Source organism: Pseudomonas sp. StFLB209 (assembly GCF_000829415.1).
Classification (GTDB): domain Bacteria; phylum Pseudomonadota; class Gammaproteobacteria; order Pseudomonadales; family Pseudomonadaceae; genus Aquipseudomonas.
In genome coordinates, this window is record NZ_AP014637.1 from 1486346 (window position 1) to 1510141 (window position 23796).

21 protein-coding genes, 1 tRNA gene and 2 pseudogenes are annotated in these 23796 nt (G+C 55.9%); 13 read left to right on the forward strand and 11 right to left on the reverse strand.

The features are described from left to right. Positions 1 to 68 precede the first annotated feature (68 nt). From PSCI_RS06900 to PSCI_RS06910, 3 genes are all read left to right on the forward strand, one after another. Positions 69 to 761: an ABC transporter permease gene (locus tag PSCI_RS06900; RefSeq protein WP_045484569.1), complete on the forward strand. Its 693-nt coding sequence runs from the start codon at positions 69 to 71 to the stop codon at positions 759 to 761. Next, positions 761 to 1450 (forward strand): ABC transporter permease, encoded by a 690-nt coding sequence (locus PSCI_RS06905; RefSeq protein ID WP_045484571.1) that lies wholly within the window; start codon positions 761 to 763, stop codon positions 1448 to 1450. Before PSCI_RS06900 ends, PSCI_RS06905 begins: the two co-directional genes overlap by 1 nt. A 133-nt stretch (positions 1451 to 1583) precedes the next feature. Then, positions 1584 to 2813 (forward strand): methyltransferase, encoded by a 1230-nt coding sequence (locus PSCI_RS06910; RefSeq protein ID WP_084709874.1) that lies wholly within the window; start codon positions 1584 to 1586, stop codon positions 2811 to 2813. Between the two features lie 185 nt (positions 2814 to 2998). Here PSCI_RS06910 and PSCI_RS06915 read toward each other — a convergent pair whose 3' ends face one another. Together PSCI_RS06915 and PSCI_RS06920 are read right to left on the reverse strand one after the other, a co-directional pair. Further along, the gene (locus PSCI_RS06915) at positions 2999 to 3316 is read right to left on the reverse strand and encodes a DUF6124 family protein (protein ID WP_045484573.1); all 318 of its coding nucleotides are present in this window, start codon (positions 3314 to 3316) and stop codon (positions 2999 to 3001) included. 355 nt (positions 3317 to 3671) lie between these two features. After that, on the reverse strand, positions 3672 to 4667 hold the full coding sequence (locus PSCI_RS06920; RefSeq protein ID WP_045484575.1) for a J domain-containing protein: 996 nt from the start codon (positions 4665 to 4667) through the stop codon (positions 3672 to 3674). A 164-nt stretch (positions 4668 to 4831) separates the two neighbouring features. Between PSCI_RS06920 and PSCI_RS06925 the strand changes: the two genes are divergently transcribed. From PSCI_RS06925 to tnpB, 7 genes and pseudogenes are all read left to right on the forward strand, one after another. Continuing rightward, positions 4832 to 4907, forward strand: a tRNA-Thr gene (locus tag PSCI_RS06925). 330 nt (positions 4908 to 5237) lie between these two features. Beyond that, positions 5238 to 6310 (forward strand): annotated as a pseudogene (locus PSCI_RS06930) (IS630 family transposase). Positions 6311 to 6338: 28 nt separating this feature from the next. Then, positions 6339 to 6684 (forward strand): annotated as a pseudogene (locus tag PSCI_RS29730) (tyrosine-type recombinase/integrase); the annotation flags it as partial. Positions 6685 to 6914: 230 nt separating this feature from the next. Then, positions 6915 to 9041 carry an NACHT domain-containing protein gene (locus PSCI_RS06935; protein ID WP_045484577.1) on the forward strand — a complete coding sequence of 709 codons (2127 nt, stop codon included), beginning with the start codon at positions 6915 to 6917 and terminating at the stop codon, positions 9039 to 9041. Between the two features lies 1 nt (position 9042). Continuing rightward, complete coding sequence (locus tag PSCI_RS28980; RefSeq protein WP_144403206.1) at positions 9043 to 9249, forward strand: hypothetical protein; 207 nt, start codon at positions 9043 to 9045, stop codon at positions 9247 to 9249. Further along, positions 9246 to 9914 carry a hypothetical protein gene (locus PSCI_RS06940; protein ID WP_231906568.1) on the forward strand — a complete coding sequence of 223 codons (669 nt, stop codon included), beginning with the start codon at positions 9246 to 9248 and terminating at the stop codon, positions 9912 to 9914. The genes PSCI_RS28980 and PSCI_RS06940 overlap by 4 nt, the downstream gene beginning before the upstream one ends. A 109-nt stretch (positions 9915 to 10023) precedes the next feature. Then, positions 10024 to 10437: an IS66 family insertion sequence element accessory protein TnpB gene (gene tnpB / locus PSCI_RS29735; RefSeq protein ID WP_045484579.1), complete on the forward strand. Its 414-nt coding sequence runs from the start codon at positions 10024 to 10026 to the stop codon at positions 10435 to 10437. Between the two features lie 246 nt (positions 10438 to 10683). Here the strand turns inward: tnpB and PSCI_RS28450 are convergent, their stop codons facing one another. Together PSCI_RS28450 and PSCI_RS06950 are read right to left on the reverse strand one after the other, a co-directional pair. After that, entirely contained in the window at positions 10684 to 11259 is a 576-nt protein-coding gene (locus PSCI_RS28450) for an HNH endonuclease (RefSeq protein WP_084709878.1), read from the reverse strand. Then, entirely contained in the window at positions 11256 to 12500 is a 1245-nt protein-coding gene (locus tag PSCI_RS06950) for an AAA family ATPase (protein ID WP_045484582.1), read from the reverse strand. Before PSCI_RS06950 ends, PSCI_RS28450 begins: the two co-directional genes overlap by 4 nt. 885 nt (positions 12501 to 13385) lie before the next feature. Between PSCI_RS06950 and PSCI_RS06960 the strand changes: the two genes are divergently transcribed. Both PSCI_RS06960 and PSCI_RS06965 read left to right on the forward strand, forming a co-directional pair. Beyond that, on the forward strand, positions 13386 to 13838 hold the full coding sequence (locus PSCI_RS06960; RefSeq protein WP_045484588.1) for a RidA family protein: 453 nt from the start codon (positions 13386 to 13388) through the stop codon (positions 13836 to 13838). A gap of 218 nt (positions 13839 to 14056) precedes the next feature. Then, on the forward strand, positions 14057 to 14563 hold the full coding sequence (locus PSCI_RS06965; protein WP_045484591.1) for a DUF4142 domain-containing protein: 507 nt from the start codon (positions 14057 to 14059) through the stop codon (positions 14561 to 14563). A gap of 64 nt (positions 14564 to 14627) precedes the next feature. On the opposite strand, the gene PSCI_RS06970 is transcribed toward PSCI_RS06965, so the two are convergent. The 4 genes from PSCI_RS06970 to PSCI_RS06985 all read right to left on the reverse strand — a co-directional run bounded on the left by PSCI_RS06970 (position 14628) and on the right by PSCI_RS06985 (position 19302). Then, positions 14628 to 16115 carry a DASS family sodium-coupled anion symporter gene (locus tag PSCI_RS06970; protein ID WP_045484594.1) on the reverse strand — a complete coding sequence of 496 codons (1488 nt, stop codon included), beginning with the start codon at positions 16113 to 16115 and terminating at the stop codon, positions 14628 to 14630. Between the two features lie 249 nt (positions 16116 to 16364). Beyond that, complete coding sequence (gene ttdB, locus PSCI_RS06975) at positions 16365 to 16973, reverse strand: L(+)-tartrate dehydratase subunit beta (protein ID WP_045493943.1); 609 nt, start codon at positions 16971 to 16973, stop codon at positions 16365 to 16367. Positions 16974 to 16984: 11 nt separating this feature from the next. Continuing rightward, positions 16985 to 17884 carry a L(+)-tartrate dehydratase subunit alpha gene (gene ttdA / locus PSCI_RS06980; RefSeq protein ID WP_084709880.1) on the reverse strand — a complete coding sequence of 300 codons (900 nt, stop codon included), beginning with the start codon at positions 17882 to 17884 and terminating at the stop codon, positions 16985 to 16987. Positions 17885 to 17928: 44 nt separating this feature from the next. Beyond that, complete coding sequence (locus PSCI_RS06985) at positions 17929 to 19302, reverse strand: dicarboxylate/amino acid:cation symporter (RefSeq protein ID WP_045484597.1); 1374 nt, start codon at positions 19300 to 19302, stop codon at positions 17929 to 17931. A 178-nt stretch (positions 19303 to 19480) separates the two neighbouring features. On the opposite strand from PSCI_RS06985, the gene PSCI_RS06990 reads away from it, so the two are divergent. Continuing rightward, positions 19481 to 20407 carry a LysR family transcriptional regulator gene (locus tag PSCI_RS06990; protein WP_045484600.1) on the forward strand — a complete coding sequence of 309 codons (927 nt, stop codon included), beginning with the start codon at positions 19481 to 19483 and terminating at the stop codon, positions 20405 to 20407. Between the two features lie 326 nt (positions 20408 to 20733). Here the strand turns inward: PSCI_RS06990 and PSCI_RS06995 are convergent, their stop codons facing one another. The 3 genes from PSCI_RS06995 to PSCI_RS07005 all read right to left on the reverse strand — a co-directional run bounded on the left by PSCI_RS06995 (position 20734) and on the right by PSCI_RS07005 (position 23793). After that, positions 20734 to 22041 (reverse strand): MFS transporter, encoded by a 1308-nt coding sequence (locus PSCI_RS06995; protein WP_045484603.1) that lies wholly within the window; start codon positions 22039 to 22041, stop codon positions 20734 to 20736. Positions 22042 to 22333: 292 nt separating this feature from the next. Next, complete coding sequence (locus PSCI_RS07000) at positions 22334 to 23287, reverse strand: FecR family protein (protein WP_045484606.1); 954 nt, start codon at positions 23285 to 23287, stop codon at positions 22334 to 22336. Then, positions 23284 to 23793 (reverse strand): sigma-70 family RNA polymerase sigma factor, encoded by a 510-nt coding sequence (locus PSCI_RS07005; protein ID WP_045484609.1) that lies wholly within the window; start codon positions 23791 to 23793, stop codon positions 23284 to 23286. The genes PSCI_RS07000 and PSCI_RS07005 overlap by 4 nt, the downstream gene beginning before the upstream one ends. Positions 23794 to 23796 lie beyond the last annotated feature (3 nt).

The following is a 23796-nucleotide window of genomic DNA, read 5'->3' on the forward strand; positions in this document are numbered from 1 at the left end:
CGCCCTGCGCCAGCCGCTGCCCCGCGAGGGCGCAGCGGCTGGCCACGGTGGCCTGAAAAAGCCTGCCCATGAACTTCGAACTCCACGAATTCGGCCCGGCCCTTGCGGCTGGCATGCTGATGACCGTCAAGCTCGCCCTCTCGGCCCTGTGCCTGGGGCTGGTGCTGGGTCTGCTTGGCGCCCTCGCCAAAACCTCATCGCACCGCGGCCTGCAATGGTTCGGCGGCGCCTATTCGACGCTGGTGCGCGGCGTGCCCGAGCTGCTCTGGGTGCTGCTGATCTACTTCGGCACGGTCAACGGCCTGCGGGCGCTGGGCGAGCTGATCGGTATTCCCGGCCTGGAACTCAACGCCTTCGCCGCCGGGGTCATCGCGCTGGGCCTGTGCTTCGGCGCTTACGCCACTGAAGTGTTTCGCGGCGCCCTGCTGGCCGTGCCCAAAGGTCACCGCGAAGCCGGGCTGGCGCTGGGCATGTCGCGGCCACGGATCTTCTTTCGGGTGGTGATGCCGCAGATGTGGCGCATCGCCCTGCCCGGTCTTGGCAACCTGTTCATGATCCTGATGAAAGACACCGCGCTGGTGTCGGTGATCGGTCTCGAAGAGATCATGCGCCACGCGCAGATTGCCGTGAGCGTTACCAAAGAACCGTTCACCTTCTACCTGGCGGCCGCCTTCATGTACCTGGCGCTGACCGTAGTGGCCATGACCGGCATGTACTTTCTGGAAAAACGCGCCGCACGCGGCTTCACGAGGAGCGCCTGATGAACTGGGAAGTCATCATCAAGTGGCTGCCACGCCTGGCCCAGGGCGCGACCCTGACCCTGGAACTGGTGGCCATCGCGGTCATTGCCGGGCTGATCCTGGCCATCCCGCTGGGCATCGCCCGCTCATCGAAGCACTTGCCGATCCGCGCCCTGCCCTACGCTTACATTTTCTTCTTCCGTGGCACGCCGCTGCTGGTGCAGCTGTTTCTGGTCTACTACGGCCTGGCGCAGTTTGAGGCGGTGCGGCAAAGCGCGTTGTGGCCGTACCTGCGCGACCCGTTCTGGTGTGCAGTCATCACCATGACCCTGCACACCGCCGCCTACATCGCCGAGATTCTGCGCGGCGCGATCCAGGCCGTGCCACCCGGCGAAATCGAAGCCGCCCGCGCCCTGGGCATGTCGAAGAACAAGGCGCTGTTCTACATCATCCTGCCCCGCGCCGCGCGTATCGGCCTGCCGGCGTACAGCAACGAAGTGATCCTGATGCTCAAAGCCAGCGCCCTGGCCAGCACCATCACCCTGCTGGAACTGACCGGCATGGCCCGCACCATCATCGCCCGCACCTACCTGCCGGTGGAGATCTTCTTCGCGGCGGGGATGTTCTACCTGGTGATGTCGTTCTTGCTGGTGCAAGGCTTTAAATTGCTGGAGAAAGCGCTGCGGGTGGACATGACCCACGGGCGCTGATCAAGCTGGCGGCACGCATACCCCGTAGGAGCGGCTTCAGCCGCGAAGCTTTTCGCTGCTAAAGCAGCTCCTACGGGGTATGCCACCGTACCCATCGCCCTCCACCCTTCTCCCGCTGAGCGGCCCAACCACCATGTCCACCTCCGACCTGCTCAGCCGCTTCCAGGCCCTGGACCGCTTCCTCATCGCGCACCAGGCACTTTGGCGACCCAAGCCCTTCACTGAACTGTGCCTGCCATGGGAAGCCACTTACCCACAGCTCTCGCAATGGCTGCGCAGCCGCACACTGGAGCAGGCCGAGGCCGCGCACAACCACCCCGAACACCTGCAAGCCCCGCCGCCGTTCAGCCAACTGGCCGCGCAAAGCGTTGCCTTGGCACGGGCTGACGAGTTGCCCAGCCAACCGCTAAACCCGGTGGAGCCACGCCTGAGCGTCGATGTACCCGGCCGCAAATGGCAACAGATCGAAGCCTTCGCCAGCCACCTGAACCTGCCGACAACCCCGACCCGCTGGCTCGACTGGTGCGCCGGCAAAGGTCATCTGGGCCGCCGCCTCACTGGCCCCGATCAGCGCCTGACCTGCCTGGAGTACGACCCGGCATTAGTCGAGGCCGGTCGTGAGCTGAGCCTGCGCCATCGGGTCAATGCCCAGCATGTGCAGCAAGACGTGATGGCTGCCGAGACCGCCAGCCATCTGCACGCCGATCACACCGCCGTCGCGCTGCATGCCTGCGGCGACCTGCATGTGCAATTAATGCGTCTGGCCAGCGCCACCGGCTGCCCGCAACTGGCGATTGCGCCGTGCTGTTACAACCGCACCGCCCATGCGCAATATCAGGCGCTGTCGCAAGCGGGGCAGATTTCGGCGCTGCAACTGTCTCGGGATGACCTTGGCCTGCCATTGAGCGAGACCGTCACCGCGCCCGCCCGGGTACGTCGCCAGCGCGACCTGTCGATGGCGCGGCGGCTGGGCTTTGATCTGCTCCAGCGCCGGTTACGCTGTGTGGACAACTATTTACCCACCCCTTCGCTGCCGGTCGCGTGGCTGGCGAAACCTTACGCCGATTACTGCCATGAACTGGCCGCCCGCAAACAATTGCCCATACCAGGCCCGCAAGACTGGGCTGCACTGGAGGCACAAGGCTGGCAACGGCTGGCAGAAGTCCGGAATCTGGAGCTTCTACGCAATTTGTTCCGTCGGCCGCTGGAGATGTGGCTGGTGCTGGACCGGGCACTTTACCTGCAAGAACAGGGCTATAACGTGCAACTCGGCACCTTCTGTGCGCCTGAACTGACCCCGCGCAACCTGCTGTTGATTGCCCGACAAATGACCGCACAACCTGTGGATAACTCTGTTGATTAAATTCCGGAAGCTGGGGAAAACGTCTGTAGAAAGCGCCCGACAATGCCGGGCTTTCGGCGTGTATCCAAAGTCAAGCCCGTTCTGGCTCAATGGTTTGCGGCCGGGCACTGCTCAGAACCCGGACCGCACATCAGAAAAATTTCATGTTTACGGAACTTGTGAATAAACCTGTAAACATGCCGCCATCAGGGTTGCTCGACGCACGCCAGTGAGCGCTCCACCATCACTCTGGCCATCTCCGCCATGTGCATCGACGAGAACGCCAGGCTGCGCTGGGCACCGCTAAGCCCCTCGCCTAACTCACAGGACGTCGCCGCCGCGCAGCGCAGGAAATCCAGCGCGTGAAGCAGTGTGGTCTCAAGATGCGGAGGGATAGTGGCGGGGTTGTTTTCTACAACGTCGGTGGCGGGCAGGTAATGCGCCAGGGCGCGTTCTACGATGGATTGATTCAAGACAGGAAGCAGCGTCTTGCTGCCGGGTTTATCGGAAGTATCGTTGACCATGTGCTTTAGCTCCTTACAGTGAGCTGCCACCTGATCACGACTAAACGATAGGGTGGCGGCTGTACGCAGGTTAGTCGTCCGGTGAGCTAAAACCGGTGCATCCGAAGATGCCCTGGCACAGCCGCCATAGAACGTTGGCCTTTGAACAAGCCAACGGAACGGCGGCGCTATGCGCTTTAACTCAATGCGGGCGACTAAACCCGTTCACCGGAAATCGGTGACTGGCGCAGACTAGAAGCGCATTGGGCGGGGCGCAAGCGGGTCGGGATTCTGTCGGAAATGTCTGTCAAAAGAAAGGGACGCATCCCGCAAAAACGTCCCGGAAACCATTGCAAATCATCACCGCAGCCCGCGATCAGAACTGATTGAGCTTGAGTTGCGTCGGTGCAAACGAGCGGCCTTTGAGCTTGCTCAGCGTCAGCCGGTAGACACTGGATTTCACCTGGCTGCCCATCGGCGTCTCTTCAAGCAGAATGCGGTTGGTGGCAAACACACAGCCGGTTTTGAGCATCTGGTACTTGAGCTGATAATAACCGGCGTCCATCCGGGCAAAACTGAACTGCTCACCCGGCGGCACATAGGCATGCCGAAACGCATTGCGCCCCACCGCATCAGTGACCTTGGCATACACCGCCGAATCGCCACCGCGGTTATCCACCACAATCTGCGACCAGCCATTGCTCCTCATCAGCGGCATGCCTTGCAGGTAACCCGCATCCAGCGGCCACGCCGCCCCCAGCGGGTCCAGCGCCGGCACCGCACACTCAGGCTCGGCCGGCACAGGCGGCGACACCGGCAACACACGCTCGACCCGCTCCGGCTCCGACGCAGGCCGGACATACACCGGCAACGCCTCGGTCGGCGTATACGACAGCCTGGCATTGTGGTCGTAGCCCATCCAGGCACCGGCCGCGCAGAAGGTCATGAACAACAACACCCAACGCACCAACGTGCGCCGCCGCCGACGCTTGGAAACCGGCTGCCCGCCACCCGCAGCCGAAGCAGGCCGCGCCTTGGCCGCCCGCGCAGCAGGCGCCGTCGCAGACGAACCCGCCTGAGCCGCCGCCGCATACACCGCCGCACCCTGGCGGCCCTGCACCACCACCGCCTGAGCCCTCTGCTGACGCCGCTCCTGCTCTAGCAGTTGCGCGTCATACAACAAGCGCCGCGCCGGATTGGCCAACACCTCATGCGACGCATTGACCCGGCTCATCAACTCCGACGCATCCTCAGCCGGATTGCGATCAGGATGCAGCTGCTGCGCCAGCTTGCGATACGCCCGCTTGATCTGCTCAGGCGTCGCATCCCGCGCAACGTTCAACTGCTCGTAATGGGTGAGGGTATTCTGCATTGCACCTGCATTCCATGGCCACATGCCAGCTCGGCAACTGTATCGGCCTCAAACGCCAGAGCTTCAATGCCCGACGACCAGCGACACCACATGGCGATTTTTTCAAGCTAATCAGGCAGGTAGGCTTTACAAGCGCGCCAGACTCTATATACTCCTTCGCCATTGCCGGTATAGCTCAGTCGGTAGAGCAACTGACTTGTAATCAGTAGGTCCCGAGTTCGATTCTTGGTGCCGGCACCATACAAGGTTGCAGAGAAGGCTTTGAAAATCTCTGGAATCCACGAAAAACCCGCCTTCTGGCGGGTTTTTTCGTTTTGGGGTTTTGGTGGAATCCAACCGACTTAAGGGTAGGTTTTGGGGTAAAGATCACTTCGATGAAAGCGAGTACCCTTATATCGCGCGCCACTGCCCCCTCTCTGATACAGCTCGCTGCTCAAGCAAGCCCACCGACCGTGCCTATAAGCTTTTCGATGCCGACTGCCTCTACCTCCTAGTGTGGTGTTTCACAAGTACCAATGAAAACCTGGTCTATGCTCATCTGAAAGCAACTCGTGAGAGCTGAGCATTTATATGGGCCGACCAGCGACTGTCATTGTCTTGTCTGAAGCCGAAAAATCAGAGCTTCTACGCCGCGTTAAACAGCGTAAGGGTGCGCAGGATGCCGGTGTTCGTGCCGAAATTATCCTGGCATGCGCAGAGGGAGAGTCTGGAAATGCCATTGCCCAGCGCCTCAACATCAGCAAGGACGTGGTCTCGCGGTGGCGGACGCGCTTTTCAAAGTGGGGGCTGATTGGCCTGAATGATGAGCATCGTTCGGGCCGCCCGCGGACAATCAGTGATGAACAAGTGCAGAAGGTGATTGATCAGGTTCTGAAGAGCAAACCCGAAGACGCCAGCCATTGGAGTACCCGGCAAATGAGCCGGGAGACAGGAATATCTCCGGCCAGCGTGATGCGTATCTGGCATGTCTTCGGGATCAAACCTCACTTGGAAAAAACGTTCAAGCTTTCTACCGATCCTCTTTTCGTCGACAAAGTGCAGGACATCGTGGGCCTTTATTTGAACCCGCCTGAGAGAGCACTGGTGTTATGTGTTGATGAGAAGAGCCAGATACAGGCGCTGAACCGCACACAACCAGGGCTGCCTTTAGCGCCTAGAAATCCTGCGACACGCACGCATGATTGCAAGCGTCACGGAAGGACTTCTCTGTTTGCGGCTCTGGATGTAGCAACGGGCGAAGTCATTGGTCGGTTAAAGCGCCAGCATCGCAGTGTCGAATTTCTATCCTTTCTCAAAGAGGTTGATGCTTCGGTGCCGAGCGATGTGCCGATCCATCTGATTATGGACAACTACGCAACGCACAAGACCGACAAGGTCAAAGCGTGGCTAGCCGCGCGTCCTCGTTACAGCGTCCATTTCGCCCCCACGTCTGCCTCATGGATGAATCTGGTGGAGCGCTTTTCTCAACACTGAGAGAGAAATGGATCAAGCGCCAGGCTCATGTCAGCGTGAAGGGTCTGGAGGCCTCAATCGAGTACTACCTGGAAACCTACAACCAGAATCCGAAGCCATTTCGCTGGCATAAAAAAACGGACGAGATCTTGGGTTCCGTAGCTCGTGCAGCAAAAGCATTAGGTAAGTAGTTTTATTCCTTACTTGTGAAACACCACACTAGTTCAACCCAGTGGTCGTAAAGGCTGGCAGCTTCGCCAGGAAAAAAATCTGAGGGGGGGACTGACGTCGTCACAAAACGATCCCGTCATAGGCTCCGCCTATGTGCGCCGCAAGCGTTTGGAGGTAATGGCAGACGGCAATGTCGGCCAAGTGGGCACTAGTCCACTCGGAGACTGTAATTAGCTACCTCACAGCCTACATGTCCACGCCGAAGGCGCACGCGTCATTGTTGATCTCAACACCCATGGCCTTGTGCAACCTGTAGAAGCGATCAAGAAGCGCGGAACAATCGACGTCGCTAAATGTACACAACTACGTGTCAAGCATCATGCACGAGGCAAAGTGAGCTGACGCCACCTATCTGACTGAACCGTCCCCTCCGCCCAGCTCCTTCATCACTGCCCCCCCTGCAAAATCAAACATGCCAAGCAAGCCTCCACGCCAACGCAAAACATCTCAGCAGGCGACGGAGAAAAGATGGCAATATAGCATCATCGACTTGGCTGGTAGATCTGAAGTCGGTTTGAGGCCAGTACAACTCAACATCCATTTATGGACGCTAAGGGAGACCCAATGAAAACCTTTGACATTGATGGCATAAAACAAACTTTTGAAAACTACGGTTTCGAGTTTCGCTCTGAATTTTCTAGTAATGACCTAATGATTTTTGCCATTAATCAAGGGATATTTGACAACGCTGTAATTTTACAGAGATGCGATGTATCAGCCTCCACACTCAAAGAAGAGCTCTCAGAACTAGGATACCAAGTCAAGATATATAAATACATATCTCTTAAAGCGTTAGAGGACGAGCTATTTAACGGCTTCTTCTCGATTGCACGCACAAAAAGAAACTTCAAGTCCGACTATCATGATCACATCAGAAAAATAACTGAATCCTTCCCGGAAAGTGCCAGCGAATATAGCTATATATCTGCGCCATATGTAAAAAACTTTATCGAACATAGTCCTCATGAAGGATTGCTAGAAGATATCAACAAAGAGCTACAAATTTCTGGTCCAAGACTAATCCTGCTAGAGGCAGCAGCAGGTTATGGAAAGACTTGTACAGCTTACGAAATCGGAAATATGATTTCTGACGGTTCCAAGGAGAAAATAGTTTTATTTGCTGAGCTTTCACGAGATCGTAAGGCTAAAATTTTCAATCATGTACTTCATAAAGAGCTGGCGCGATCGTTCCCCGCCGTGGAAACTGGCCTTGTCTTAAGAGAGATAAAAAACGGTAAAATCATCGTAATCCTCGACGGCTTTGACGAACTGCTTAAAGAAAGGGATGAAGAAGAAAATAGTTTTGAAAAGTCTCAAGCTATGCTTGAGACAATAGGTGAAATTCTCGATAGCCATGCAAAGGTAATTCTCACCACCCGAAAAACAGCAATTCTCCAAGGTGATGAATTTGATGACTGGGTGAGCTCTCACGAAAAAGACTTTGATTTCGTAAGGTATAGCTTAAGAGAACCGGAGATAAAACATTGGCTGACCTATGAACGCATTGAAAAATTAGAGGCAGCGCGTATCAATGTCAGAAACCTCTCGAATCCAGTTCTTCTTACTTTCCTAAAGTCGGTATCCGATGAGGAGTTTGAAAATATCCTCGAGTCTCCAGACGGAATTGTAGATCGATATTTCTCATCTCTGTTCATGCGAGAAATCAAACGACAAGATATTAAAATAACTGCTACCGAGCAGTCAGATTTATTAAAGCGCCTAGCTCAACACATGATGTATCATGACTACACAAGAACGAGTAAAGAAAGCATAATAAGCTATTTCTCCCATACAGAATCCAGCCTCATTGAAGTTTCTAGATCAAGATATAATGCTGAGATGCGTCCAAGCTACGACGAAATGGTAGATAGGTTTTCCAACCATGCACTATTGGACAGGTCAACTGCTGACAATAAAATAGGATTTATTAATGATTTTGTTCTGGGGCATTTTGTAGCATTAGATGTAAACACATCCAACAGTAGCGACTGGGTTGCCGAGAGTATCTTTATCGAAGCTGCGGTCAACGCTTATTCATCTCGCTCGCTAGACTCTAGACAACACATTTGGTCGAGGCTTTCAGAAGCCTTGAAATTCATGAGCACAGAAGAACGAGTAAGACTTGAATTGAGACTTCTCGACCGCGTTTCAGGCGATGTAGATTCAGTGCAATTTAACGGCTTTAATTTTGACACTGAAGATTTTTTCAATGAGGATGAAGTCTCTAAGTGCTATTTCATTGATTGCACATTTATTGCCAGCAATCTCAACTTTGACCAAATCAAAAACTGCGTATTCCTCTCTTGCTCCTTTTACAATTGCACCACAACAGGCGCTAACACAAGCAATGAATTTGTTTCGTGCGAGCATATTGGTGGAGATGTAATCTGCGAAGCCACTAGTGAAATAAAACTTGAGGCCGAAAACCCTGAGAAAACTGACACAATAAAATTAATTAAAAGCTATATACTTGAAAAATTTTGGCCCATTGGAAACAAAGGCGTGCCATTCGCGCATCGACCAATTTTCTTTTTCTATCGCGGTAGTCCCTATCCTTCGATGATGACCTCCAAGGCAATCGACGAACTTAGAAAAGATGGATTCTTAGTCGCCGCCAAAAAGAAAAACTGGATTGGACTTGACCTAACAAACCCAAATTTTGCACTCGTAAAAGAAATGCTGGGACGCTAAAATGCAAACATTTCAATCGAGCCAGACAACAATTCTCGTAAAAGAAGTTGAAAAAGCCGTTTCAAAAATCGGCATTATGTTTCGGCTTTTTTATCGCGAAAAGACAACTGAATCGCTATCCAAGAAAGCAACAAAAGTCCCTGGAAAATATGGGAAAGAAAAAAAATCCAAGACATTGTTGGAATCCGCATTGCACTATATTTCATAGACGACGTTATTGCCGCGCAAGAAATTCTTGAAAAGACTTTCGAGCACCTCAGTGAATTCTCACAAATCGACAAACTTGAAAACGAAAGCTTTAAAGCAATTCGCAGAAACCTAATATTCAAGCTTCCAGATTACTTCAACGAAAAGGCATTGGTCGGAGAGGAACACCACAACATAATCGATCACACTTTTGAAGTTCAAATTAGAACAATTTTGTCGGAGGGCTGGCACGAAGTTGATCATGACCTACGCTACAAGTGCGAGGAAGATTGGATAGGGCTAGATTCAGAAAACAGGGCATTAAATGGTGTTTATGCGACACTGGAAACTAGTGAATGGACTTTATTGAAGCTTTTCGAAAACCTATCGTACACTCACTACAAATCTGGCAACATCAAGGCAATGTTACAAAACAAATTCAGACTTCGCATGAAACATTCTTCAAAAGACTCTGAAATTATCGCCATCCTAAATAAACGCCCCGATTTGGTGAAATCTATATTCAGGTATGATAGATCTCGTTTCTTCAGTTGCATAGGCGCCCGCCCAGCAGTCCCCATCACTCTTGCCAATATAATCTACACAGTAAATCTCGACGAACTCAAAGATCAGGAGTTATTAGACTTTATGCCGGAAACTTTTGCTAGATGGTGGAGCCAAGCTTAATCTGAATTTATTTCGACAGAAACAGTAACCACCTCACAAACCCCACATTCAAAACCCTGCACTGATCCCCGATGCTGAGCTCCCGAACTCTTTCAGGAGCCAGCCGCTCATGATGCGCCCCGACGCCAAAGTCGAAAAAGTCTATCTTTACCCCAAACCGGTGGACTTCCGAAAATCCATCGACGGGCTAGCCGCTCTGGTCGAACTGGATATCAAAGTGGCCGTGTTCGACCCGGTTCTGTTCGTCTTCCTCGATCGCCACCGTAACCGAGTGAAAATTGGGCTTCGTGACTCGATCTGCCAAGGGCGGAATTCTTCACTTACCCTCACCTATCCATGGACGCACATAACGGCCGGACAGCCACCATTCGGCATGCAACCGATTGAGTCGCACAATTCAGAAGTTGTGCGACAAAGAGGATATGCAAGCGGCGCTCAAAAGCAGCGTATCGAATACGCCGCCATAGGCGGGTACGGAAATGGTCGAGCCAAAAAAATACGCATATTTGTCGGCTGGTCGTAGTCTTCAGATATGCGTATAACCACCTGCTTACAAGGAAGGTGCTTTAACTATTGAAATCAATAGATTAAAGATTTCCTAATTACGTGAAATCCCCCTTTAAACCAGCCAATTATCTATGATCATAGAAGCTTATTACGTACCCATAACGCTCCACCTCCTAGGCACGCCTTGCCTATCCAATTCGATTTGGGTCAGATGCACTTACAGCTACTGCTCCGGAACGTACCCAACAGAATGTCGATAAAGTTATTTGTTTGCGGCCATTAAAGCAGCCGAAAATAAAGAAAACTCCTTCGAACTATCACTTTCGGCTTCCAATGCGTGGAGCAGAATATTTTGCAGTGCTACGTTCGAGGTTCTATAGCACGCATCAAGCGCGTGTTGAAGATCCGCTAAGCGCATCGCCCTGCGTTCGATGAGCTCCGCACGATTTAAATCAGTTGTAATGATGGTGATGGCCCCTCGTTCACTTCCAGCTTTGTGACGCATGATCGTCCCAAATGCTATAAGGTGTTCAGAAGGGTCTTCAGAGTACGGGTCTATCAAAGGGCAGTTTTCATCAAATTGATCTTTTTTAGCATTATTGCACCGAGCACAACAAAATCCAAGATTGCTCCATTCAAACTCTAAGTGCGGGAATCTATTTTCAGCTTTCGGTTTTATATGCTCTACATCTCCGAAATACACGTGAGACACATGACTTTCACAGTACATGCATTTACCATTAGAAGCACCTTCCAACGCTGCTTTGTTCTCAGAGTTTTTATAGTTGGCCCGAAGAGCTATCGGGTTTGGACATGCCGGGCGATGAAGTCGTATCATTTATTATCCCCTGCAATAGTTGCAATTGCTTGGGGGAACAGCCGACCGAGCCCATTGCGCTCTAAGTCATCGCGCATATTAACCAAGGATTCAGCCGTGGGGTCGGCGTCGGCATACTTCCTTATTATGGAAGTAAGCTTAACTATTGCCCAGTCTGGAATCGTTGTCGAAACACCTAGAACCTCATCGAGAATATCAACAGCATTTTTAACCTCACTTTTGAAATCCAGTAAATAGGAGCGGACTTTCTTATTCTCATCATAGCGAAGCGCATATACATGGGAGTTCTCGACCGATGTCACGATCAGAGGGCTATGGGTCGTTACGATAAATTTAGCATGTGGGAACGCAGCCACCAAGCTGGGTAACAGAGTGCGTTGCATGCTTGGGTGTAAATGGTTTTCGACCTCGTCAATTACAACCGCGAAAGGCTCTTTCGCGTCGTTGTCAAACATGTAGATCTGCCAGGCAATATCAATAAGCGCAGCGATTCCTCCCGACGCGGTTTCCAGCAGGAATTCATCTGCCCCTTTGTTGCAACAAAAAACGATTTCGTAATCCCTTACTTCGAGGTCTTCAAATCCGAGCGTTTTTGGAAGTATAAGTCTGAGCGCGTCCCGAAAACCCTCAAAATTTTTTATTTGTTGAGGGTCTGAGGGCATTATGACCTTGGTTTCGCTTTTGACACCATATCCATTAATCATCCAGCTTAGCAAGGTGCTTTTCATTAGAAAACTCTGAGGCTCTCCCCCTGCACCTGCATGCCTGTTAATTAGGTTCGATTGGATTTCAGAAAAAGCGGTTTGCCGTTCTTTTCTTGTCGTAGCTATCTGCCCGACGCGGCGATAGGAAAAAACCTGTCGATGTGATGGTATGAAAAAGAAATTTGCATGTTGTTGATTTCTTATTTCTACCTGATATTGAGCGCCGCCGGCTTCGGGCGCTATTAGATCTGATGCTGCATTATTTGTGTATATTATTGAGCCAATATTCCGATCGCTAGTCACGCTTTTGCTAAACATTCGCGTAAGAGAAAAATATTTAAGTGCTTTAGTTAAGATATCAGTTTTAGGTGTTGCTAGTGAGATATGGCTCCACCCCATGTGTCGGGCGAGGAGCGACAATATCGTCGTTTTTCCGCTACCGTTGGATCCGGTAATTATTGTGGCTTGAGGATGAAATTTAATGTCGACTTCCCCAAACTGTTGCCAATCTTTCAATTTTAATCTATCGAAATCCATGTTCTTTACTCATTTAGTTATTAAATTCCGCACGGTGAAGAACATCCGTCCGTATCCGATCCTAAACTATTGCTTCAAATTCTGCATCTGTGCCACTCTCTTATCTAAGAAATGCCAAATGCCTACGAGCAACCTCTATGAGTCATTGGTGCTGTTCGCGCCGAGGCTACCGGGACAGCAAGCGGTCGTAGGTCTGAAGTTCTTGAGGTACCTATAACGGGTGCTATGTTCAATCGCCCCCTCACAGACAAGCCCGCCTCGGTGGGTTTTTCTCTACCTGCTGGAAACCAGCGCTCCTATCTGAGACCTGCCGCTGCTTGTTTTCGCTGCCTGGCAGTGCAGACCATCAGGAGAAACGTATGTCCTCACACATCATCGCCGGGTAACTGACCGCACTGCAGGTATTGCAATCAGGGGGCAGCGAGCTCGACGAGCTGGTAGTCCACGAGCACATAAAATATCCACACATACAACGGATATCTGGCCCAAATATCCTTATATGTTCGTTAAAAACAGATAGTTAAGACAACACCCCAATGTCCGCAGGACATTTTTATGGACTTGTAATCAGTAGGTGCCGAGTTCGATTCTTGGTGCCGGCACCATATTCAAAAGCCCCGCTTCGCGGAGCTTTTACGTTTCCGAGACTCTCAATTCTCTTCCCCTCCCTTCTCCAACGTCCACGTGCTGTCCACGCGCAGATCAAAATCCGACCTACCCAGCCTATTGCAATCAGCCTGCCCAATCGTCCACCCAAACGCGACAATCATTCCCATTCCAGCCGATTACTATCGCGGTAAACACTCTTTAAGCTCTCTCCCATCACATCGGCACCCCTCCACACCGAACCTGTTACCCCTATCTCTCAGCTTAAGGAATCCAACCATGTCTACCGCCCAACCAGCCCTGACCAAGAAAACCGCCAGTTTCGGTGTCGCCTGGGAAGGTCTTTACGGCTACGTCCAGGCTGTTCAGGTCAAAGACACTATTTACCTGTCCGGCCAGCTCAGTCATGACCGCGAAGGTAATCTGGTCGCTCCTGCGGCTCTGGACAGCTCCGGTAAGCCGGCTGACTTCTCCACGATGGAGGCGCAGATGCAGCAGACCTACGTAAACATCGTCGATCTGTTGGCGGAGTTTGGTGCGACGCTGGATGACGTGGTGGAAGAGACGATTTTCGTCATTGATGTACCAGCGGCCTTTGCGGCTGCGGGCAAGGTGCGTAAGGCATTTTATGGCGCAGACATCCCGCCGGTGGCCAGCAACCTTATCGGCGTTTCCGGTCTGGCGTTCCCAGAGCAACTGGTCGAAATCACCATCCGGGCGGTGGTCGCGTAAATTATCGATGCCCTCTCCCAAAGGCCGAGCGTTCGGACAACGCTCGGCCCTGCCGCGGTCTTCAGATGCGGCTTGAAGCTGCGCCTGATTTGATCACCCTACCCGCACTACACGCCCCCAAACCACCCATCCCGCCCCAGCACAACTCCGTTGAACTCGCGCCGCCCCACCCACTCCCTCTCTCAAGCAGCACCCAAAAATCCAAGAAGGAGTTCACCATGAAAAAGGTATTTCGCGCTGGCGCCCTGAGTCTGTTCGTGGCCATGGCCAGCACCACTGCTTTCGCCGCAAGCCCTGCGGCGTTTGTCGATGACGCCTCGGCCAAAAGCATTGCGGAGATCGAGAACGGCAAGCTGGCGGTGGAGAAGAGTCAGTCGGCTGATGTGAAGACGTTTGCCGAGATGATGATCAAGGATCACACGGCGGCGAATGAGAAGCTCAAGGACATTGCTGCCACCAAAAAGCTGGAGATCAGCGACGACGCCGAGCTGATGGACAAGGCCAAGAAGATGATCCTTGAATACCGCGATGCATCCTTCGACAAGGCGTATGCCGAGAATCAGGTAACGGCGCATGAGCAGACCATCAAGCTGTTCGAGGATGAGGCCAAGAACGGTGACGATCCCGAGGTTAAGGCCTTTGCGGCAGAAACCTTGCCCAAGCTTAAAACCCATCTGGAAGCGGCCCGGAAGCTGGCGACCAGTCATGGCGGCAAGGCCGAATAATTCGGATTACCGCGCTTGAACCCAGCAGCCCAGTCTCATACCTGGGCTGCCCCTCCTCTGCCCCTCAAATCCAGCCCAGCCAGTTCCAGTAAGTGCTGGCGAATACCATCAGCAACACATAGCCCACCAGCGTGACGACGATGCCGACCCTGGCAAATTGCTTGGGGGTGAAGGTGTCGGTGCCCAGGCAGACCATGTTCTGCGGGGCGTTGATTGGCAGGATAAAGCCAAAGCTCACCACAAAGCCGAGCAGCATGGTCATGCCGATGCGGCTGAAGTCGCCGGGCAGGGTCAGCAGCACGGCCATGAGGATCGGCAGCAGTGCCGAGGTCAGTGCGGTGGCGCTGGCGAAGCCCAGGTGGATGAGGATCAGAAAGGCGCTGAGGATGGCGAACACACCGAGCGGGCCGAGGCTGTCCAGGCCGGTGTGGGCAACCACTTGGGCGCCCAGCCATTGCCCGGCCTGGGTCGTGAGCAGTGCGGTGCCCAGGCTAATGCCGACCCCGAACACGATCACCGTGCCCCACGGGATGCGCGCTTGCAGGTCTTTCCAGGTCATTACGCCGAAGCGCGGCAGCAGCAGGATCACTAATCCTGCGTAGGTGGTCGAGGTGGTGTCGAAGGCGTGCAACCGGCCTTCGCTGGCCCAGGCCAGTAACAGCAGCAGCGAGACGCTGGCCAGGCGTTTTTGCGCGCCGCTCATGGGGCCAAGGTCGGCCAGGCTTTGGTTTACCGCGGCCATGCCGCCGGGCACGCTGTCGCTCTCGGGCGGCAGCATTTTCAGGACCAGGAAGATCAGCACCAGCGACATGATCAGCGCCCACGGTGCGCCAGCGATCAACCAGTCGATCCACGACACTCGCTGGCCGAGCATTTTGTCCATGAAGCCAACGGTCAACAGGTTCTGCGCGGCGGCGGTCTGGATGCCGACGTTCCAGATGCTGGTGCCGTGGGCGACGATGATCATCAGCCCGGCGGCGATATTGGAGCGCTGGGCGACGCCAAATGCGGCGATCACCCCGACCATGATCGGCACCACGCAGGCACTGCGCGCCGTGGCGCTGGGCACCAGCAGGCTGAGCAGGATGATCACCAGCATGGCGCCGAACAGAATCCGCCGGGTGCTGGCGCCGACCTTGCTCAGGGTCAGCAGGGCGATACGGCGGTCCAGCCCGGTGTGGGTCATCGCGGCGGCGATGAACAGGGCGCCGACCACCAGCGCCAGCGCCGGGTTGGAGAAGCCGTTGAGGGCCATGCTGATACCGGCCGATGAGCCGTAGGTTTGAGCGGGGTCTTGCAGGGTGGGTGCGGTGCCGATCAGCAAGGCCATCAGCGAGGTGATCATGATGGCGCTGGCTTCGTAAGAGACCGCTTCGGTGACCCAGACCGTGACCGCGAAAGCCAGGATCGCCAGCATGCGCTGCCCGGCGACCGGTAGTGCGGCGGGCAGCGGCAGCAACAGTACGATCAGCATGGCCAGTACGGCGACGATCAGGCCGGGTGGAAAGCGTACCGGCTGAGGCAGGGTTGCGGGTGAGGGGGTGTCGTTCATCAGCGTGCTCCGTCTGGCGCCAGATGTGCGCTGGATCAACGATACGCGTGATGGAGGTTTTGGCACTGACACGGGTCAGGTGGGGCTGTGTTGGTAGAGAAAAGCGCAGCCGAAGCCCCGACTGCCGCACAGTACACCGGGCCCCGTAGCTGTTTAGCAGCGAAAAGGCTTCGCTGCTGAAGCAGCTCCTACGGAGGTCCGAGGGTATACAGGCAACCGGCCCCGAATGGGGGCCGGCCTGCCTGCCGGTTATTTGATAAACCGCACCTGGCTGTTGATCTTCTCGATCACCGAGCCTTTGCGCTCGTTGAAGCGGGCCTTGTTCTGTTCGAACAGGTTGTTGCCCTTGGTATCGATGGAGATGATCAACGGCCCGAACTCGCGTACACGGTTGACCCACAAGGTCTCGGGCATGCCGAGGTCTTGCCATTCGGCGCGTTCGATTTCTTCGACCTGGGTCGCGGCCAGTACTGCGCAGCCGCCAGGGAACACCGCATGCACGGCTTTGTTTTCCAGGCAGCCGGTGGTGGTTTCCGGGCCCATGCCGCCTTTGCCGACGATCAGTTTCACACCGGTTTCTTCGATGAATTGCTTCTCGAATTTTTCCATCCGCATGCTGGTGGTCGGGCCGATGGAGACCATTTCAAAGCTGCCGTCGTCCTTGGTCCGCACGATCGGGCCGGCGTGGAAAATCGCTCCACCGCGCAGGTCGACCGGCAGTTCACGCTTGAGCTCGATCAGGCGACGGTGCGCCACGTCACGGCAGGTGACCAGTTGCCCGGTGAGATACACCACGTCGCCCACGTTCAGTTCTGCCAGGTCTTCATCGCGGATCGGCGTAGAGAGGATCTTTTTCACAGGCGCGCTATTCACAGGACCACTCCTTCGTGGGACAGGATGTCGTAAGACAGGTCGGCATTGATGCGGATCTTGCCGCGGCGGTGTGCCCAGCATCCGGTGGACACGGCAACACCAATGGTCGATGGGTGGCGGGCGGAGGATTCGATGTTCACGCCCATCACGCTGCTGTTGCCGGTCAGGCCCTGCGGGCCGATGCCGATTTCATTGAGGCCGTCTTCGAGCAGTTTTTCCATCAGCGCAGCGCTTTCGTTGGGGTGGCTGGAGTCCACTTCACGCAGGATCGCCCGCTTCGACAACCGCGCAGCGGTCTCGACCGAGGTCGAGACGCCCACGCCAACCAGCAACGGCGGACAGGCGTTGACGCCCCGAGAGGTGATCACGTCGAAGACAAATTCGGTCACGCCTTCGTAGCCCTGGCCCGGCATCAGCACCTTGGCCGAACCCGGCAGGGTGCAGCCGCCACCGGCCATGTACACGTCCACAATGGCGTGGTCGGCATCGGGGATGATTTCCCAGTCCAGCCACGGGATTTTCGAGCCGGTGTTGGTGCCGGTGTTTTTCTCGATAAAGGTTTCCACCGCGTTGTGGCGCAGCGGCCCTTGAATGGTCGCTTCCTTGGTGGCGTTTTCCAGAATGCCTTCCAGCTCGCTGAGCAACGGAAAGCGCGCACCAGCGGAGATAAAGTACTGGATCACCCCGGTGTCCTGGCAGCTCGGACGGTTGAGCTTGTCGGCGTATTCCTGGTTGTCGGCCATCGAGTCGTATACAGCGATGGCCAGCGGGTTGGTTTCTGCGGCGCGCAGTTTGGCGGTTTTTTCTTTCACGTCTTTGGGCAGACGCTTGCCGATATAGGCGGTGAATTTCGCCATTACATCGGTCAGTGATTCCACGGCCAGTTGTTTATCCACGGTTTATCTCCTCACATCACAAGGCTGTCATTTCTGGTTTTTATTCATGAGTTCAGGCTGGCGGCGGTGCTGCCGCCGGTCACGCTGCCGGGTTCGGCATGCGGGCGCTTGGCCAGGCTCGGGGCGGCAGTGCTGGCTTCGGGTTCCAGCTCTGGTACGGGCTGGCCGTCGAGCACTTTGTTCATGCGGTCGTGGTCGAGGGCGCCGACCCACTTGGCGATGGCCATGGTGCCGACCGCGTTGCCGATGGTGTTGGTGATGGCGCGGGCTTCGGACATGAAGCGGTCCACCCCCAGCAGCAGCACCATGCCGGCCACCGGAATACTGCCCAGCGAGGCCAGGGTTGCCGCCAGGGTGATAAAGCCCGAGCCGGTGACGCCCGCCGAGCCTTTGGAGGTCAGCAGCAGCACACCCAGTACGATCAACTGGTCGGTCAGCGACAGCGGTGTGTTGGTGGCCTGGGCGATGAAGATCGCCGCCATGGTGTAGTAGATGCACTGGCCGTCCGGGTTGAAGGTCAGCCCCGACGGGATTACCAGGCCAACCACCGGCCGCGACACGCCGACTTTCTCAAGCTTGGTCATCAGTTGCGGCACCACCGACTCCGACGAGCTGGTGCCCAGTACGGTGAACAGTTCCTCTTTGAGGTACTTGAGAAATTTCCACAGGCTAAAGCCCGACAGCCGGGCAATGAAGCCGAGCACGAAGACCACGAACAGGAAACAGGTGATGTACATGGTCGCCATCAGCTTGCCGAGCGACACGATCGAACCCAGGCCGTACTTGCCAACGGTGAACGCCATCGCGCCACAGGCGGCAATCGGCGCAACGCGCATCACCAGGCCGACGATGTAGAACATGCCATGAGAGAAGGTCTCCAGCATGTCCACGAACGGTTTACCGCGTGGCCCGAGGTGCGACAGGGCGATACCGAACAGGGTCGAGAACAGCAGGATCTGCAGGATTTCATTCTTGGCAAAGGCGTCGGTCACGCTGGCCGGAATGATGTGCAGCAAGAAGTCGGTGAAGCTCCCCGAACCACTGGCCGCCGCGGCGGTGTAGCTGGAGATGCTCTTGATATCCAGCGTCGCGGGGTCAACGTTCATGCCCACACCGGGCTTGACGAAGTTGACCACGATCAGGCCCAGCACCAAGGCGAAGGTGGAGAGGATTTCGAAGTAGATCAGCGCCCGCATGCCGACGCGGCCAAGCTCCTTCATGTTGTCCATCTTGGCGATGCCAAGCACCACGGTGGCGAAGATGATCGGTGCGAAGACCATCTTGATCAGTTTGATGAACGCATCGCCCAGGGGCTTGAGATCGGTGCCGACCTGGGGCCAGAACACACCGATCAGCACACCGGCCGTCACGCCGATCAATACCTGGATATACAGCTTGCTTAAGAGTCGTAAGACCATTGCCTTCTCCGCATTATTTTTGTGTCGGATGTACGGGCGGCCCGGTTATCCAGTGGCTGAGTCAGCGGCCACTAATAACCCGGATTTTTTGTGGTTAATCACGGGAGAGAAAGTTACTGGTTTTTCAGAAATGCGGTAATACAATGAAATTCACTTCATTGTTGCTTGCAGGTTAATGATGAACCCGGTATCGGAACTCGGTTTTTTCACCCTGCTGGTCAAGCTCGGCAGCCTGGCCGCCACTGCCCGCGAGCTGAATCTCACCCCGCCAGCGGTTTCCAAACGTCTTGCCCAAATGGAATCGCGCCTCGGCGTGCGCCTGCTCAACCGCACCACGCGCAGCATCAGCCTGACCGCCGAGGGCGAGACGTACCTGGTCAACGCCCAGCGCATCCTTGGTGAAATCGAAGAGATGGAGCGCCAGGTGTCCAGCAGTCGGGCAGCGCCCAAGGGGCTGCTGCGGGTCAACGCGCCGTTGGGGTTTGGCCGTACCCATGTGGGGCCTGCGGTGTCCAGCTTTGCCAAGCGTTACCCGGAGGTCGAAGTGCAACTGCACCTGACCGACCGGCCCATTCACCTGCCCGATGACGCCATCGACGTGGCCGTTCGTTTCGGTGAGCTGCCCGACTCACGGCTGATTGCACGCAAGATCGCCAGCAACCGCCGCCTGCTGTGTGCCGCACCGGAGTATCTGAAAGCCTGCGGCACGCCAGAAACGCCCAGAGACCTGGCGCAACACACCTGCATCGTGCTGCGCCAGAACGAGTCGGCCTTTGGCAGTTGGCGTTTGAGCCGGGGCAAGCACAGTGAATCGGTGAAAGTGCGCGGCAACCTGAGCACCAACGACGGTGAGGTGGCGCTGAACTGGGCACTGGATGGCCACGGCATTCTGATGCGTGCCGAATGGAACCTGGCCGACCATTTACGCAAAGGGCGGCTGGTGGAAGTGCTGCAAGAGTACGAAACACCGCCGGCCGATATCTACGCGGTGTACCTGGAACGGTTGAATCTGTCGGCCAAGGTGTCGTGCTTTATCGAGCACCTGCGTGAGTATTTCCAGCGCCGGGCCGGTGAGCCGGATGGCAGTTTGGGGGGGTGGAGATGATCGCAGTAAGTCGTGCCAAAATAACAGGCACTACTCCGGATCGCTGGGAGATTCTATGGCCCCATACAAGCCCTAAGCAGTGTCGTTGGATGTGCCACAGCATTCGTCGGCTGAGCCGACTCCCACCGAGTTAGCGACGTGCTCAAGTAGTGGGCATTACGCCGGACAGGTGGGAGTTGGCTTGCCGACGAATACTGCTGTGCATCCACAACAGATACAGCGGTTTTACTGGCCCTATCGCTGTAGTCCGGCATTCCGGCAACTGGAGCGTCGGCCGGCCACTCCCACCGAGGCCGCCTCAGATCGGCATTAGCGCTACGGTGCGTTTAACGAGCCGCTTCGGCCGTAGGTGCGCGGGCAGCCTCGGCGGCCACCTCTTCCTCATGATGCTCGCGCTCCAGGGTCGCCTGCACCAGCTCGTCGGTAACCCGAATTTCGGCACCCACCGGCGACATCTGCACGGTCGGCTCGAACGGTGCGGTCGGCGTGCAGGCCGGGTGGACCTTGCGCCGCCACAGGAAGAACAGTGCCATCAGGCTGTTGAGCGCTACAAACGACCAGAAGAAGCCGCTGTCGCCCATCTGTTTCATGGCCGGCGAGATGATCAACGGGCTGAGCGCCGAACCGACCGAGTTGATCAGCAGCATGCCCTGGATCACCCGCACCAGTTCGTTGGACGCCACGTTGTCCGTGGCATGGGCGACCGCCACCGGGTACAGGGCGAACACCCCGCCCCCGAGCAGAAACAGCATGACGGCCAGCAGAATCATCGAGCTTGGCAGCACCAGGATCAGCACCGACAGCACGGTACAGAAGGCGCTCAGGGCAATCAGCACCACTTGCCGGTCCTGGCGGTCGGACCAGCGGCCCACCGGGTACTGCAGCAGCATCGCGCCGCAGATCACGCAGGCCATCAGGTAACCGACCTGGGTGATGTCCATGCCGACCCGTTGCAGGTACACCGGCAACAGCGCGTACATGCCGGCGATGGTGATACCCGAACCAAAGGTGCCCATCACCCCGGTGGGGGTGATGCGCAGCAAGTCCTGGGGCATCAGCGGCTCAACGTTGCCCATTTCCGGGGTGTTGCGCGGCAGGATCACCATTGGCAGCACCGACAGCGAGGCGAGCATGCCGGCAATCATGAACGGAGCGGTGTCACCCAGGGCATTGATGACGCCCAATTGCATCTGGCCGAACATGCCCGCGCCATAGAACGAGATCATGTAGATCGCCAGCAGGCGGCCGCGCATTTTCTGGTCGCCCGACAGCAGCAGCCAGCTTTCCACGACCAGGAAGATACCGACGATGGCCAGGCCGTTGATCAGGCGAAACACCAGCCAGGCCCACGGATCGAAAATCAGCCCCTGCAGCAGGAAGGTCACGGCTGTCAGCGACGCGAAGCTGCTATAGGCACGGATATGCCCGATGCGCTCGATCAGGCGGTCGCCGAACAGCGCGCCGATGGCCAGGCCAAAGAAGTAACCGGAAGAGATGAAACCGATCAAGGTGTCCGACACACCGGCGGAATCGAGCCGCAAGGAGGTCAGGGAAGAGATGAATCCGTTACCGAGACTGACAATGAACAGCCCAAGCAATGGCCCCAGGACCAACGCCAACAATTTACGAGACACAACGCCCTCTGAGTTTTCAACAACCACAACGATGATGCGTGCAATTGTTTGACGGGCAGTCGGTTGGGTCCGTCCTGTCGACGATCTGGCAATTCAGCATCCGGAATTTGGCGCGGATTCTAAGGCGCGAGTTAGACAAAAGATATAACGAACGGACGTGCGTAAAGGGACAATTTGTCGCATGCCTGACCGTTATTGAGCGGCCCTGTCTGAGGCCACGGCAAAGCTCCTCGAACTGCTATGGGCGCGTACTGCAATCGGCCGTTTGCAAACCGCCGTGTGGTTGCTTCGTTCAGCCTGTCACTGTCTTTATCCGCACCCAGTAATCGCTGTGGCGAACCACTTCAACCGGCAGGCTGCGGCTGAGCATGTCCAGAGAGACGTTCATATTGTCCAGCGGGAACAGGCCGTTGACCCTGATTCTGGCTGTTGCCTCATCAATCACGACGATCCCTGGCAAGTAAGGCCGGAAGGCTTCGGTCACCCAGCCCAAAGGTTTGTCATGGACCTCCAGCCAGCCACTGGCCCAGGAGCCTTCGCCTGGCTGCAAGGTTTCACGCTGTTTGACGCCCTGGCCGTCGAACAACAAGGAATGCGCACCAGGCACCGCAATGCGGGCACCGCCGGGCAGGTGCAGCAAGGCCTCGCCGCGTAGCGTCAGCAAACGAATGCCATCGCCCTCCTCACCGACCTGTACCTGTCCCGCCTGACTATGCACTGCACCGTGCGCCGTTGCGATTTCCAGCGGCAGGTTTTGTTCTGCCACCTCGACCAGCAGAGTGCCTCTGCGCAGTTGCAGCCCCCGGTAGCGGTCATCAAACTTCGGCACTACGCGGCTGCGTGCATTGAGTTCCAGATGGCTGCCATCGTCCAGTTGCCATCGCCGCCGCTCGCCGGTGGCAGTTACCAGCTCACCGGGCAATCCCATCCCCGCTTGCATCCAGCGGGCAAACAAACCTGCGCCCAGCAACACACCCGACAGCGCCAGACTGTTGCCAATGAAGCGCCGACGGCTGAAGGGTTCTTCGATGGCGCGCAACAGCGGCTCACTGTGCCGGCCTCGCCAGGGCGACGCCTGAACGCTGGCCAGCCCGGCCAACAAGCGGTCGAACACCCGCGCATGCTCAGGTGATTGATTGCGCCATTGCTCCAGGGCCTGCTGCTGGTGCTCGTCGAAACTGCCAGACTGGATCTGCGCCATCCATTCGATCGCCTCTTCGAGCAAAGTCTGCTCTGAAGAACTCATTCGCCAAGCTCCCGATAGCAGCAGCGCAGGGCATCTTTCATCAGTTGATGAATACGGGCCACCGATAAACCGACCCGCTCACTGATCTGCACATAGGTCAGACCTTCAAGCTGGCTGAGCACGAAAACGGTCTTGGCCTGGCTGGACAAACCGTCCAGCAGCCGGTCGATGGCCTGCAGACTTTCGATCAATATCCACTGCTCGTGAGGTGAGGGGTGCACCTGCTCGGGCGTCTCGGCGAGAAACTGCAGGTAGGCACGCTCCAGATCCTTGCGGCGCCAGCTCTCGTACATCAGTCGCTGGGCAATGGTCGCCAACAGTGCGCGCGGTGAACGAATGGCGCCCGGGTCGGGCAACATCCACACCTGCAAAAAAGCCTCGGCGGCCAGATCTTCGGCGCTGTGGTTACAGCCGGTGTGCTTCGACAGGCGCTTGCACAGCCAGTTGTAGTTCTGGTTGAACAAGCGAGCGATCAAAGTGTTTTTGATTGTCGACGTGCTATCCATATT